The 14,779-nt window shown below is 48.3% G+C and carries 12 protein-coding genes; 6 read left to right on the forward strand and 6 right to left on the reverse strand.

Annotated features, from left to right (window positions below; genetic code table 11):
- Positions 1-304: 304 nt before the first annotated feature.
- On the reverse strand, positions 305-1,261 hold the full coding sequence (locus H8K38_RS07525; protein ID WP_186884168.1) for a TerC family protein: 957 nt from the start codon (positions 1,259-1,261) through the stop codon (positions 305-307).
- Positions 1,262-1,264: 3 nt separating this feature from the next.
- Positions 1,265-1,951: a Bax inhibitor-1/YccA family protein gene (locus H8K38_RS07530; RefSeq protein WP_186884169.1), complete on the reverse strand. Its 687-nt coding sequence runs from the start codon at positions 1,949-1,951 to the stop codon at positions 1,265-1,267.
- Between the two features lie 159 nt (positions 1,952-2,110).
- On the opposite strand from H8K38_RS07530, the gene nhaR reads away from it, so the two are divergent.
- The gene (gene nhaR, locus H8K38_RS07535) at positions 2,111-3,028 is read left to right on the forward strand and encodes a transcriptional activator NhaR (protein ID WP_186884170.1); all 918 of its coding nucleotides are present in this window, start codon (positions 2,111-2,113) and stop codon (positions 3,026-3,028) included.
- 135 nt (positions 3,029-3,163) lie between these two features.
- Here nhaR and H8K38_RS07540 read toward each other — a convergent pair whose 3' ends face one another.
- From H8K38_RS07540 to def, 4 genes are all read right to left on the reverse strand, one after another.
- Positions 3,164-3,673, reverse strand: coding sequence for a FlgO family outer membrane protein (locus H8K38_RS07540; protein ID WP_212677222.1), 510 nt, complete (start codon positions 3,671-3,673; stop codon positions 3,164-3,166).
- A 62-nt stretch (positions 3,674-3,735) separates the two neighbouring features.
- The gene (locus H8K38_RS07545) at positions 3,736-4,296 is read right to left on the reverse strand and encodes a hypothetical protein (RefSeq protein WP_186884172.1); all 561 of its coding nucleotides are present in this window, start codon (positions 4,294-4,296) and stop codon (positions 3,736-3,738) included.
- Between the two features lie 209 nt (positions 4,297-4,505).
- On the reverse strand, positions 4,506-5,471 hold the full coding sequence (gene fmt, locus H8K38_RS07550) for a methionyl-tRNA formyltransferase (RefSeq protein ID WP_186884173.1): 966 nt from the start codon (positions 5,469-5,471) through the stop codon (positions 4,506-4,508).
- Positions 5,468-5,995 carry a peptide deformylase gene (gene def / locus H8K38_RS07555; RefSeq protein ID WP_186884174.1) on the reverse strand — a complete coding sequence of 176 codons (528 nt, stop codon included), beginning with the start codon at positions 5,993-5,995 and terminating at the stop codon, positions 5,468-5,470. The genes fmt and def overlap by 4 nt, the downstream gene beginning before the upstream one ends.
- A 159-nt stretch (positions 5,996-6,154) precedes the next feature.
- Here def and H8K38_RS07560 point away from each other — a divergent pair, with 159 nt between their 5' ends.
- The 5 genes from H8K38_RS07560 to H8K38_RS07580 all read left to right on the forward strand — a co-directional run bounded on the left by H8K38_RS07560 (position 6,155) and on the right by H8K38_RS07580 (position 14,474).
- Entirely contained in the window at positions 6,155-7,270 is a 1,116-nt protein-coding gene (locus H8K38_RS07560; protein ID WP_186884175.1) for a LysM peptidoglycan-binding domain-containing protein, read from the forward strand.
- Positions 7,271-7,282: 12 nt separating this feature from the next.
- Entirely contained in the window at positions 7,283-8,386 is a 1,104-nt protein-coding gene (gene dprA / locus H8K38_RS07565) for a DNA-processing protein DprA (RefSeq protein WP_186884218.1), read from the forward strand.
- Between the two features lie 201 nt (positions 8,387-8,587).
- Positions 8,588-9,052, forward strand: coding sequence for a DUF494 family protein (locus tag H8K38_RS07570; protein WP_186884176.1), 465 nt, complete (start codon positions 8,588-8,590; stop codon positions 9,050-9,052).
- 165 nt (positions 9,053-9,217) lie between these two features.
- Complete coding sequence (locus H8K38_RS07575) at positions 9,218-11,794, forward strand: DNA topoisomerase III (RefSeq protein WP_186884177.1); 2,577 nt, start codon at positions 9,218-9,220, stop codon at positions 11,792-11,794.
- Between the two features lie 109 nt (positions 11,795-11,903).
- On the forward strand, positions 11,904-14,474 hold the full coding sequence (locus H8K38_RS07580) for a DUF1631 family protein (protein ID WP_186884178.1): 2,571 nt from the start codon (positions 11,904-11,906) through the stop codon (positions 14,472-14,474).
- Positions 14,475-14,779 lie beyond the last annotated feature (305 nt).

The raw sequence follows: 14,779 nt of genomic DNA on the forward strand, positions 1-14,779 counted from the left end.
GGCTCATGCATGCAGGCGGATCGGGCGACGTCCTTTTAGCAGCACTTATTACGCGCCCGCAATCTGAATCTCAAATCGGCGCTGGGAAGCGTAAATTATACGTCAAATCAAGGACTTGACGCCGAAGTTGCGGGAGTTTGCCGGTTTTTGCTTATACATTGTGGTTAGATCGATATATGTTGATCGCATCAATGGTGCACTTTTTTGCGTAAGTGTTAACAAAAAAGGGCATATCCTCAAACGAGAGATATGCCCAAAGGGAATACTTATGACGATTAAATCTGCAGCGTCGGAAAGCGTGTGATTAATGCTTTTTATGTCGGGTGGCGATCAGGCTGGCAATAATAGAACCGCCAAGAATCAGGCCAATCACCATCAGCGAAACATCGGTCGGCACATGCATCCATTTCACGATCAGCATCTTGATACCGACAAACATCAGCACAAACGCAAGACCGAATTTCAGTAAATGGAAACGGTCAGCCATATCGGCCAGCAGGAAATACAATGCCCGCAAGCCCATAATCGCGAAAATGTTTGAGGTAAATACGATGAACGGATCAGTCGTCACGGCAAAAATCGCTGGAATCGAATCGACCGCAAAGATCACGTCGGAGACTTCAATCAGGATCAAGACCAGCAGCAACGGCGTGAAGACGCGCTTGCCATTAACTTTGACACTGAATTTTTCTTTGTGAAACTCTTTGGTAAATGGCAGTAATTTTTTTGCCAGTTTCAATACCGGATTGGCGTCGAGATCGGGCTCTTCTTCCGTCGATACCAGCATGCGGAAACCGGTGATCAGCAGGAACACACCAAACAGATACAACACCCACGCAAACTGGGTGACAACCCAGCTGCCAGCGAGAATCATGATGACGCGCATGACGATCGCACCCAGTACACCGTACAGCAGCACTTTGCGCTGATATTGCGGCGGCACCGCGAAATGGCCAAAAATCAGTAAGAAAATAAAGATGTTATCGACCGACAGTGATTTCTCGATGACATATCCGGTCAGGAATTCCATGGCTTTGGCGGTGGCGATCTCGCGCCCGACGGTTTCTGTCAGGTATATCCACAGGCCAAAATCAAATGCCAAAGCCAGGCTGACCCAGACAATCGACCAGGCCGCCGCTTCCCTGACGCTGACTTTGTGGGCACGTGAACCTCCAAGCGCCACAACGTCAATGGCTAACATCGCTAAAACAAATGCGATAAATGCGACCCACATCCAGGGTTGAGCGACGGTATGCAACATGATTTACTCTTTTTCGATAAAGCCCAGCAATTGCAGCAGGCTGGTGAACAGATTGAAGATTGTGACGTACAGGTTGACTGTCGCCATGATGTAATTGGTTTCGCCACCGTGGATGATATTGCTGGTTTCAAACAAGATCATGCCGGACATCAGCAATACCATGACCGCAGAAATCGTCAGCGACAAGGCTGGAATCTGGAAGAAAATCGCGCCCAGACTCGCCACCAGTGCGACGATCATACCGACCATCAGGAAGCCACTCATGAAGCTGAAATCACGTTTGCTGATCAATACGTAGGCAGACAAGCCCATGAAAATCAGACCGGTCATACCCATTGCCGTCATCACGATGGAAGTGCCGCCTGGCATTTTCAGATAATGAGAGAGAATAGGACCGAGGGTGTAGCCCATGAAACCGGTCAAGGCAAATACGCTCGCTATGCCCCAAGCACTGTTACGCAGTTTGTTGGTGGCAAACAGCAGGCCAAAATAGCCGATCAGTGTCAGAAAGATGCCGGGACCCGGAATCGCGAAAGCGATAGTCGCACCTGCGGTCAATGCAGAAAACAATAAAGTCATCGACAACAACATATACGTGTTGTGTAAGACTTTCTGACTGTCACTGGCTGTGGTGTCGATATAGTCAACGGTTTGCACATCATGTGCAGTAGAGCGACTCAAGATTTTCATGCTTTTCTCCTGAAATGTTGAAGTCTGACGAAAAGACACAGGACTTCCCCTTCTCAACAGAAGGTGGAAACAGTCTAGTTGCAAGAGAATTGAAAGAAAAGTCGAATATAATTGATAAATACTTCGTAAAAATCGATGATTTGTCGATGATCTCTCTTTATGCCAGCACTGAACTACAAACACCTGCACTATTTCTGGATGGTTGCCAAGTCAGGCAGCATTGCGCGTGCCAGTGAACAATTGCATCTGACGCCGCAAACCATCAGCGGACAACTCACTTTGTTTGAAGAAATGCAGGGCGAGACTTTGTTCCGTAAGCAGGGGCGTAATCTGGAACTGACTGAGGCGGGTCGTTTGGTGCTGAGTTATGCAGAAGATATTTTTGCGCTCGGGCGTGAGTTGGAAGAAGTGCTGCATCACAGACCGACCGCGCGCACTGTGCAGCTACGTGTCGGGGTGTCAGATGCGGTACCGAAAACGGTGGCGTATCAATTGCTGGAGCCTGCGATGACTCTGCCGCAGACCTTACGGATTAACTGTCGCGAAGGCAAACTCGAATTACTGTTAGCAGAGTTGGCGATGCATAAGTTAGATGTCGTGTTATCCGACAGCCCTATGCCGGTGACAGCGAATGTTCGTGGTTATAGTCATTTGCTGGCCGAATCAGGCATCAGTTTTTTTGCCACCCATGATTTGCGTACCCGTTTGTCCAGTACTTTTCCCGCACTGCTGGATGGCGCACCATTCTTATTGCCTGGTGAAGACGCTGCGCTGCGCGGGCGCTTGTTGCAATGGCTGGATCAGCAACAATTGCATCCAAAGATTACCGGTGAGTTTGACGACAGTGCGCTGATGAGTGCATTCGGTCAGGCTGGTGCCGGCGTGTTTGCTGCGCCGACCGTCATCGTTGATCGTGTGATACGTCAGTATGATGTTGAGCTGATTGGTCAGACACAGGCGATTCAGGAACAGTTTTACGCCATATCGGTTCAGCGAAAATTGACTCATCCCGCGGTGTTAGCCATCAGTCAGGCTGCGCAACAGAACTGGGTGCAACCATTCTCAGCAGAAAAATAATCCGGAAGCGAACCGTGTGTTGAAATCATATGGAGTTCGCTGCCGCAAAGAGGCTAAAAAAAAGCACCTGAAAAATCAGGTGCTTTTATCCAGTGTTTTTATAAGACTGTGTTGTCAATACTTTATATTGATGGATTAGCGACGACCCAGCAGAGATTTGACAGTACGATCCATAGGGACAGCATAGTCATACGTACTGAGGACGATATTGTCGACTGGACGTATCAGTTTCAGGTTAACGAAAACCAGCTTTTCACTTTCCGCATACGTACCAACGATGACGGCCTGTGCCTGATGATTTTGTGCAACTTCCTTAATTTCGCGCGTCAGCAGCAGTTCACCGACATTTTGCTTGATCAGTACTTTGTCGCGGAATTTCATTTCCAGCATTTGATATCCAGCGCGGGAAAACTGACCGGAAACTTGTTCAGCGACAATACGTCCGAATGGAGAGGACTCTTCCAGCACATTGATATTCGCCAGCGTAGCAACGATCAGTGGGCGCGATTTATCCAGAGAATTACCGGCAGCAGCGATCAGGGCTGTTGCTGCTTTCTGATTGGTTGGGATAAATTCGTTCGTTTCAGCTTCTTTCCAGGACAAGGCGGCTGTCGATGTCGATGTGCTGGCCCCAGTGAGGTTCATATTTGAGCAAGCGCTGAGCAACAGACCACAACTTACTGCAAGTGCAATTTTCTTTACCATGATTAGCCCCCGATCACTTTAAAATTAAATTCAGTTTCTTTATTGTATAAAGACGCGTCATATTCATTGACGGGATACGCATCAGTCCTGCGTGCTACGTATTGTGCGTTTTTTATCAGTGACGTCGTCACAATTACTTCATAGACGGATGTCGTGCTAGTCGTTGACGGGCCGCCGAAAACAAAACGGCGGTTGACTTGCCGATCAGTGGAGAAACGCACTAATTGAGTATCGATATCGACGATTTGCGCTGTACCATCATTGACTTTTCTGACGGTCACACCTTGATTGACCAAGGACGTTACTACCTGAGTGTAAAACGCCTGACTGAATTTGCTCGGGTTTTGCGGCGGAGTGACAAATACTGGAGCACCAATTTTGTCGGTGCCTGATTTGATCTGGTCAGCAACGTCCTTCGCGATCAATAACCAATTTGAGACGACTTGAAGTTCGGGAGCAGCAGTCTTAGTGTTGTTATTATAAGACGCGTTAGTGTTATTCAATGGAGTTGAGCAACCGGCCATCAGCATGACGGTAACAACAACGGGAACGATTTGTTTCATGCACTTCCTTTTCTAGCGTTCGGGTCAGGGATTTGGGCGGCAAAATCCAGCGCACACCATTAGTTAGCGTAAGAGAATACAACAAGTCTCGCAGAGCAACAAAGAATTTACTTGTAACCAACAGTGAATCGGCCTAATTCCTGCTTAATGGGGGAATTGTGTATAAAAGTGTCCCGATTTGTCGTTTTTTTGCTTCACACTCAGCCGGTTCAGGTTCGATTGAATTGCATATCATGAATCAGGGGAAAGCCTTGCAGGAACTCTGCAGCAGGTAAACGTTTTCCTCCTGGTTTTTGTAATTCGGTCAGTTTCAGTACACCTTCCCCGCAGGCAACCAGAATGCCTTCTTGTGCGGATGCCGTCAGAATTTGCCCCGGAGTTGCGCCAGTTTTATTCGCAGTGACCATTTGCGCAGCCCAGATTTTGATCGTGCTGCTGCCGTACTGAGCATGTGTGCCGGGAAACGGATTGAAGGCGCGGATTTTTCTTGCCAGTACATCTGCAGGCAGGTGAAAGTCGAGCGCAGCTTCTTCTTTACTGATTTTGGCGGCGTAAGTCACACCCTGCTCAGGCTGCACTGTCGCAGCCAGGGTGCCTTGTTCTAACTGGTGTAAAGCTTGCACTATCATTTCGCCGCCCATCGCTGCCAATTTGTCGTGAAGGCTGCCTGTGGTCTCCGTGCTGTTAATGCTGATGCTCTGTTTTAACAGCATGGGGCCGGTATCCAGACCTTCCTCCATTTGCATGATCGTGATACCTGTTTCGGCGTCGCCAGCCTCAATCGCTCTGTGTATAGGCGCCGCACCGCGCCAGCGTGGCAAGAGTGAGCCGTGAATATTCAGGCAGCCTAAACGGGGGATTGTCAGTACAGAGAGAGGCAATATCAAGCCGTAAGCCGCCACCACCATGACATCATGTTCTGTGTTGCGCAATATGTCGTGCGCCTCTGCCGCAACATCAGGATATTTGCCGTTTAATCTCAATGAAATGGGTTGTGCAACGGGAATGTTGTGTTCCAGTGCGTATTGCTTCACCGCGGATGCATGCAAATGCATGCCTCTGCCGGCCGGCCGGTCTGGTTGCGTGAGCACCAGAGGAATGTCAAAGCCCGCCTCATGTATGGCTGCTAAGGCGGAGGCGGCGAATTCCGGCGTCCCGGCAAAAATGACTTTCATTTGCGATTCCCGGAATGGCGTTGCATTTCACGTTCTTCCTTGACCAGTTTCGTTTTGATGCGGTTTCGCTTCAGCGGCGACAGATATTCAACGAAGACTTTACCCTTCAAATGATCAAGCTCGTGTTGTATGCAAACAGCGAGTAAATCTTTGGCATGAATTTCGAATTCTTTTCCATCGGCATCCAGTGCTTTGACTTTGACTTCGGCAGGTCGTTCAACACCGTCATAAATACCCGGTACAGACAGGCAACCTTCGTCGTAGACTTTTTTTTCTTCACTGGCCCAGATAATTTCGGGATTAATGAATACTTGTAACTGATCGTTGGCTTCAGAGATATCGATGACAACCAGTTGCTCATGCACATCAACCTGTGATGCCGCCAGACCGACGCCGGGCGCGTCGTACATTGTTTCAGCCATGTCCGCAATCAGTTGCTTGAGGCGTGCATCAAAGGAAGTTACCGGTTTTGCCACTTTGTGGAGGCGCGGATCGGGATACCGCAGTATATTTAGTATGGGCATATTACATTTCGCAACAAGCTGGTTTAGCTTTTGCGCTGTTTTTCTTGCTAGTTCAAGGATTTATGGGCAGAATTTGATCCAATTTGGCAATTATTATAAGCAGATTGCATGCTTGTTTGCCTGTTTGCTGTATGACAGCATCTCGTATCGGATATGTTTATGAAAAAGTTTAGCACAATCGCTGCCATCCTCGTTGGCAGTCTGCCATTCGCTTCCAGCTCCGCGTTTGCGGTATCGGGAGAAGCGACGATTGCGCAAGCTCAGGTTGTGGCTCGCAGCAGCAAATGTGCTTTCCTGCCGGATGCTCCGGATAAACATGTCGTTGTCAGTGGCGATACTTTGTGGGGAATTTCTTCTAAGTTTCTGCAAAACCCCTGGTGCTGGCCACAAGTGTGGGGCATGAACAAAGAAGAAATTCGTAATCCGCACTGGATTTATCCAGGGCAGATTGTCTATTTTGACCGTGCGAATCAGCGCCTGCGTCTGGGTAATGTTTCAGGTAATGGCGTTGTCGGTGGTGTTCCTACTGTCAAATTGTCACCCAGATCCCGTGTTGAAGGATTGGGGGCGAATGCAATTCCGGCTATTCCTGCGTCAGCGATTGAGCCGTTTCTGATACATCCGATGATCGTCGAGGTCAATACACTGGAACGTACACCGCGCATCGTCGCGGCACCGGAAAGTAAAGTGAATATGGGACAGGGCGAAAAAACCTATGTTCGCGGTGATCTTGATGGCGGCACCTCATTTCAGGTATTCCGTCCAGGCGTACCATTGAAAGACCCTGATAATGGGAACATCATTGGCTACGAGGCTGCTTTTGTCGGCACGGTAAAGCTGGCGCGCGAGCCAGATGATAACAACGACGTCTATACTTTCAACGTCGTTAATTCAAAACTAGAAATGTCTGTCGGTGACAGGTTGTTACCTGTAACACCGACTCCAATTCTCAGCTACGTGCCTCATCCGCCGGAAGATGAGATCCGTGCGCGTGTCGTCAGTGTTTATGGCGGTGTGTCGGTCGCCGGACAAAATCAGATTATTACGATTAATCGTGGCAAAGAGCACGGCCTCGATCTTGGTACTGTGTTGTCCCTGCAGCGCTACGGGGAAGTAATCACGGATCGCACTGATGGTAACCGCAAGGTAAAATTACCGGATGAGCAATATGGTCATGTGTTTATTTTCCGTTTGTTTGACAATATCTCTTACGGCTTGGTGATGCAGGTCACTGATTTTGTCAAAGTTGGCGACGTCGCCAGATCGCCTCAATAATCAAATGGAGGTCTGGAATTGTTACCGGACTTCTTTTCCTGGTTAAGGCTGGAACAAACGCCGGGCGTTGGCCCTGGCACTGCCTGTAAGTTGCTTGCCGGCTTTGGCTTGCCAGAGCATATCTTTACAGCAAGCTACGAGGCCTTGTGTTCTGTCGTCACGCCAAAAATCGCCCGCGCCTTATTACTCCCGCCGCAAGAAGATTTTCTCAGGTTATCTGAGATTACTCAGTCCTGGGCTATGCAGCCGGGCAACTATGTTGTCACGCTTGCCGATACGCTGTATCCACCGGCATTGCTGGAAATTCCCGACCCACCGCTGATGTTGTATGTGAAAGGAAGGCCGGAAATACTGCGACAGTCGGGGATAGGTGTGGTGGGCAGCCGGAATGCGACTGCGCAGGGAATACGGAATGCGGAACAATTTTCTGAAGTTTTAAGTCATGCCGGATTGACGATCAGCTCCGGCCTGGCCGCAGGTATTGATGCCGCAGCACATCAAGGAGCGCTTCGCGGTATCGGTTCGACAATCGCTGTGATCGGCACAGGGGCGGATATTGTTTATCCCGCCAGAAATCGGCTGCTGGCACATCAGATAGCAGCAGAGGGTTGTATCGTCAGTGAATACTCACTTGGCACGCCCGCGATTGCCTCTAACTTCCCTCGCCGCAACCGGATTATTTCTGGGTTGACGAAAGGAGTGTTGGTGGTGGAAGCCGCTGCGCAGTCGGGTTCTTTAATTACGGCAAGGATGGCGGCGGATCAGGGGCGGGAAGTGTTTGCGATTCCCGGTTCCATCCATTCGCCGTTAGCAAAAGGCTGCCATCAATTGATCAGGCAAGGTGCGAAGCTGGTGGAGTCTGCGCAGGATATATTAGAAGAGTTGCAACTCAGCCTACCACAAGCAACCGTTGTAGCGGGTTCGCTTCCAATAGCTGGGACGGCTGACGCGTCAGTCGGCTTGCTGACGCTGATGGGCTATGATCCGGTTCCGCTAGATGTGCTGGCATTACGTGCTGATCTGGATGTTGCAAGTTTAACAGGGCAATTACTGGAACTTGAGTTGTGCGGGCAGATTGAATCATTACCGGGTGGAATGTTTCGCCGTCTTCATTAGGTTATGTACAAATCATGCGCTAAACCCGGTGTTGGCCTTTAAATATACTCCGGGGGAGTATATTTAAAGGCCCAGTATTGACAGAGACTTTCTGGCAAAAAATGCAGATACTGCCCCGAAATAGTTAAAAATCTCAAAAAACCGCGGGGATATCTCAGGACGGGACTTGTTTGAAACTGCTTCAGCAGATAGAGTACCGACATGTTTGATATTCTTGTTTACCTCTACGAAACTTATTATCGTCCTGACGCCTGTCCGGATACCGCCGCTCTGGTCAAAAAACTTTCCGCTGTTGGTTTTCCTGAAGATGAAATTTCTGAGGCACTGGATTGGCTGACTGGTCTGGCAAATACAACGGATCAGTCGTTGCCATCACCATTAAGTTCAAACGGTTTCCGGGTCTATGCTGGAGTTGAACTTGCTGCTCTCGGTACGGAAGCGATTGGTTTTATTCAGTTTCTTGAATCGGCAGGATTGTTATCCTCCTTGCAACGTGAAATCGTTGTCGAGCGTGCGCTGGCTGTGAACGAGTCACCGCTGCCGCTCAATAAACTGCGCATCATTGTCCTGATGATGTTGTGGAGCCAGGGCGCCGAACCAGATATGTTGATGTTTGACGAACTGTTGTTGTCAGATGACGACAATACGCCCCGTCTTTTGCATTAATCGTTTCATAAACAGAAGATTTCTGGCAAAAATCGCAGCTTGGTTGCGGGTTTTGCGTTTGCACGTTTATCATTCCGCACTAACTTAGGTTAGTCTTACGCTTATTTAGCAAAAAATGTTGTTTGTTAATCATTTTTTGTGCAAAAAACATTCGAGAATTCCGAAATGACAAAAACGCTCATCATTGCCGAAAAACCTTCTGTCGCCGCTGACATTGCGAAAGCACTTGGAGGTTTCACTAAGCATGATGACTATTTCGAATCGGATGAGTATGTATTATCTTCCGCAGTAGGTCATTTGCTGGAAATTACCGTTCCTGAGGAATATGACGTCAAACGCGGCAAATGGAGTTTTGCGCATTTGCCGATGATCCCGCCGCATTTTGCACTGAATCCTATCGCCAAAACCGAAACGCGCCTGAAAGTGCTGAACAAACTGATCAAGCGTAAAGATGTTTCGGCACTGATTAACGCATGCGACGCGGGTCGTGAAGGTGAGCTGATTTTCCGTCTGATTGCGCAAAATGCCAAAGCCAAGCAACCGGTACAACGCTTGTGGTTGCAATCGATGACACCGGCAGCGATCCGGGATGGCTTCAAAAAACTCCGTAGTGATGCAGAAATGATGCCTTTGGCCGACGCTGCACGTTGCCGCTCGGAATCAGATTGGCTGATCGGTATCAACGGTACCCGCGCCATGACTGCATTCAATTCCAAAGAAGGCGGATTTTATCTGACGACAGTCGGGCGGGTGCAGACGCCAACCTTATCGATCGTGGTTGAGCGTGAAGAAAAAATAAAGAAATTCGTTTCCCGTGACTTTTGGGAGGTTCGCGCCGAGTTCGTTTGTGCCGCAGGCATTTACGAAGGACGCTGGATGGATCAGCAGTTCAAAAAAGATGAACATGATCCTGAGAAGAAGGCGGAGCGGCTGTGGAGTAAGCTTGCCGCCGAGTCCATCGTCGCGGCATGCCGTGGACGTCAGGGCAATGTCACAGAAGAGTCTAAGCCTGCAACACAGATGGCGCCGGCACTATTTGATCTGACCAGCCTGCAACGTGAGGCGAATGCCAAATTTGGTTTCTCTGCCAAAAATACCTTAGGTCTTGCCCAGGCTTTGTACGAAAAACACAAAGTGCTGACTTATCCGCGTACGGATTCCCGTCATTTGCCGGAAGATTATCTGGATACAGTCAAACAGACGCTGGAAACGGTTTCTGAAAGTAATAATTATCATCAGTTTGCTACCCAGATTCTGAAAAATAACTGGGTCAAGCCGAACAAACGCATTTTTGATAACACGAAAATCAGTGATCACTTTGCGATCATTCCTACTGGTCAGGCACCAAAAAATTTGTCTGAACCCGAGCAAAAACTCTACGACCTGGTGACGCGTCGTTTCATGGCCGTATTTTTCCCGGCGGCAGAATTTCAGGTGACAACGCGCATCACAGAAGTGACAGGGCACCACTTCAAAACCGAAGGTAAAGTCATGACCAACGCTGGTTGGTTGGCGATCTACGGTAAAGAAGCACTGGAAGAAAAAGATACGGAAGGTAAAGGCACGCTGGTTCCGGTTGCCAAAGGTGAAAAAGTTCTTGCCGATAAAATTGAAGCGCATGGCCTGGTGACAAAACCACCGGCTCGCTACAGCGAGGCGACCTTATTGTCGGCAATGGAAGGTGCCGGCAAACTGGTAGATGACGGAGAATTGCGAGAAGCCATGGCGGGCAAGGGACTTGGTACTCCGGCAACACGGGCGGCGATTATTGAGGGCTTACTGACCGAGAAATACTTGCTGCGCGAAGGTCGGGAGCTGATGCCGACGGCTAAAGCATTCCAATTGATGACCTTGTTGCGTGGTTTAGGTGTGGATGAACTGACTTCGCCAGAGTTGACCGGTGAATGGGAATACAAGTTATCGCAAATGGAGAAGGGCAAAATCAGCCGTGAAGAATTCATGCGCGAAATTGCTCAGATGACACAAATCATCGTAAAACGCGCAAAAGAGTACGACAACGACACGATTCCTGGCGATTATGCGACGCTACACACACCTTGTCCGCATTGCGGCGGCGTAGTCAAAGAGAACTACCGTCGTTTTGCCTGCACTAAGTGTGAATTCTCTATGAGCAAAACGCCCGGTAGCCGTCAATTTGAGGTAGCCGAAGTCGAAGAATTATTAAGTAAGCGCGAAATTGGCCCTCTGCAAGGTTTCCGCTCGAAAATGGGCAGACCGTTTGCGGCTATTTTGAAGATTGTTCCGGATACAGAACACAATAATTTAAAGCTTGAATTTGATTTTGGCCAGAATCAGGATGATGGCGAGGATGGTGAGGGCGTTGATTTCACTGGTCAGACTGCATTAGGCCCTTGCCCGAAATGTGGCAGCGGCGTTTTTGAAATGGGCCTCGCTTATGTCTGTGAAAAGACCGTTGCTAAGCCTAAAGCATGTGATTTCCGTAGCGGCCGCATTATCTTGCAGCAAGAGATTTTGCCCGAACAGATGACCAAACTATTGGTTGATGGCAAAACTGATTTATTGCCAGGTTTTATTTCTCAGCGTACACGTCGCCCGTTTAAAGCATTCCTGGTCAAGGCGAAAGACGGCAAAGTGAGTTTCGAATTTGAGGAACGCAAAGCTAAGGTACCTGCCGCTAGCAAAGCAAAAGCGGCGGCACCTGCTGATGAGGCTGCAAAACCCGTTAAAAAAGCAGCGGTCAGAAAGAAAAAAACCGCCTGATATTGCGTGAAGTCAGCTTTGACTGTGCTTATCCGCTCCGCTTTAAGTTGCAGCAGATGCCATTCCTTCGGTATATTGTATGAAATGATTTTCTTGCAATAAGGTATATATGGCATTGGTTGAAATACTGTCGAGCGCACGCAGAGAATTTTTTAATGCCTTTCAAAATGCCGCTGCAACTCTGGTTCCACGTACAGTGGAGGCTTTGTTTTCTAAGGTAAATTCAGAAAATAGCCCGATAGAACAGGCTGACATCGTCCGTGCTCAACTTTTGTTGCAGGAGCATCGTCACGAAATTGAGCTGCAACTGACAAAAAATATGCAACAGTTGCTTGATAGGAGCATGGAAACGACCTATCAGAACTTTCGCCCCAATTTATCCGCCCTTTCCATCTCTGCCGATAATCTGAGTCTGCTTGATTCATCGGCATTTGAGAGTTCGCTGCGCTTTAATGAAGTCACACAGCTGTTCCGGAATGTCGCAGAGCAAGAATTGATTGATCTGAATATCCGTATCGCTGTTTTGTTCGGTCAGGACGATATACGCGAGCGGGAAAATCCTTTCCGGCCTTATCTGATAACCCGTTGCATTTTTCTCGCAGTAGAAAGTTTGCACCTCACTCAGGAAATGTTTTCGATACTGGCGATGCAGCTGGGCGAAACCCTGACGGTGGATATTCCGGGTATTTATCAGCAAACCAACGCCGAATTAGAAAAACATGGTGTGCAAGCACACCTTTCCTTAAAAATAAATAAATCAGCAGAGACGTTGCATCCCAGAGGCAGCAGCGTTGGGACGCAGCAGAATGTTATTGGTAGTCAACAGATCAATAATGCTTTTCCGACATTTAATCAGTTGGATTTTCCCGCAGCGGAAGATGTCAGATCGGCGCCGTCATCTCCGTCCGGTAATCCGCCAATTAACATAGACCAGCTGTTTCAGGTTTTGCGCGGTAGAGAAAAAACGGCATTTTCAGCATATAGCCCAACGGTTGCTGCGCAAGACAATTCTTCGTCACCTGCATGGCTTGCCAATACATCCGATTTGCCTGAGCTTTTGCGAAAGACCTTTGGACAATCACGTCCTTTCCAACGCGGAAGGGATTTTGATCTTGCAAGCCAGCAAGCGCAACAGGAGACTCCTTTACCAAGCGCAGAGATGGCGCAATCTGCGATTCGCGGTTTAGTCGAGCGCTTTAGTCATTTACCTGTTCCCGAGCAAATGAACGCTGCGCCTTCAGAATTAGAGGAGTTGTTGATTGAAAAGGATTTGATTCGTACGCTCGGTTATTTGCACCTGTCAATGAAGCCGGATCTGAGTATTCTGAATGAACGCGGCGACGTCCGTAATCTGATTCGTGAACAACGTGAGGCATTTTCAGCATTAGCCCGTTCGACCGAGGAGCTCATGATCATTGATGTGCTGGCGATGTTATTCGAGGCTATATTATTCGATGATTTGCTTTCGAAAGAATTACGAGAGCAGTTGGGACGCCTTCAGTTTCTATTGTTGCAGTTGGCTTTGAGTGACCGTACGTTTTTGAGTAACCAACATCAAGCTGCCCGGTTGCTGCTGAACCGGATCGCATCCGTATTGCTTGGAACGCAGCATTTACCTGTGACTCAGCGCAAAATTGAAGAAGAAATTTTCAGGGTATTTAAAACCTTATCCCGGCATGATTGTCGTGTACCAGAACTGTTTGAGCGAATATATAACCGATTTGATACGTTTATTTCTACTGAATTAAGAACTCAGGATAAGTTCATCAGGCGTACGGTGAAGTCGATAGAAGAAGCTCAAATCCGTTATCTGCGCTCGGAACAAACTTCCTCGCTGCTGATGGACGGCTTGGCGAAGCTGGATGTTCCCCAGCATTTCGCTAATTTTTTAACGACGGAATGGGTGCGGGCAATTAACATCGCCGAGCGAACCGACACGTCACTGGCCTCCCATTTGCGAGCACTTGTGCCGGATCTGATATGGAGCATCCAGCCTAAAAATTCTCAGGAAGAACAAAGTCAGCTTTCCGCGCTGCTGCCTGGAATGTTGACTGATCTCAGGCGCGGTATTGCGATGTTGGATTGGACTCAGTTTAAACAGAATGCCTTATTGAACTGGCTGCATGAAAGGCATCGTGGGGTATTGCTTCCCACGCAGGAATTTTCAACATCTAAGACTTTAGTGCAGGCTCGGGAGATATTTTTAAATTTTTTGGAGCAGCCAGCAGTAGTTTTATCTGATTCCATCGAAAAAAATAAGTATCACGAAGTTGAAAAGTATCTGCATGAGGTACTCGCGGAATTGCAGTTGAACGTTGTTTTCATCGAGGCCAGCAACACACAAGTTCCCCTGAAAAATGAAGATGTTTTATCCGTAGTAACGACGCAGGACGAAAGTAAATCTTCGGAAATCCTGCAGCGCTTATATAGTGGAGCACCGATAGAACTTGCAATTGATAATATCATTAAGCGAGGCTGTATTGCCTGGGTTAACCCTAATATGAGCAACCTCCTATTGAGTCTGAATCAACAAGCTGAACCCGTCATTATCAGCTACGAAAGTTTCTCCCATTATTCTGGCAATGGAGCACTGGCATTTGTTGAAAACGCTCCTCTGATAGACAGAGCCGTTCAGGCCGTACTTAAATCGGCAGAAATAATCGAGAAGCAAGCTAGCTGATTACCCTTTGGCTTCTGTGCCTGAAACATTGAATCCTTATTCATTAAAATAATTTGCGAGTTTCATTGCGAATTGAGGAAGGTTTTGCTATAGTTCGGCTCCCGCTGAAAGGCGGGGGGAAGAAAGTGAAGTGAAGCAAGAAGTCACTGGCAGTCAACAGACCGAAGTCAGGCCAAGCGATCCGATTGGTGCCCGCACAACAAAATGCGGACGCTGAGAAGAAAAAGCGAAGCGAAAGGGCGAAGGGAGTTGACAGTGAGTGAGAAGTACTTCATAATCTCGTTTCTCTGCTGCTGACGCACACA

Source organism: Undibacterium sp. FT79W (assembly GCF_014284215.1).
In the GTDB taxonomy this organism is placed as follows: Bacteria; Pseudomonadota; Gammaproteobacteria; order Burkholderiales; family Burkholderiaceae_D; genus Undibacterium; species Undibacterium aquatile.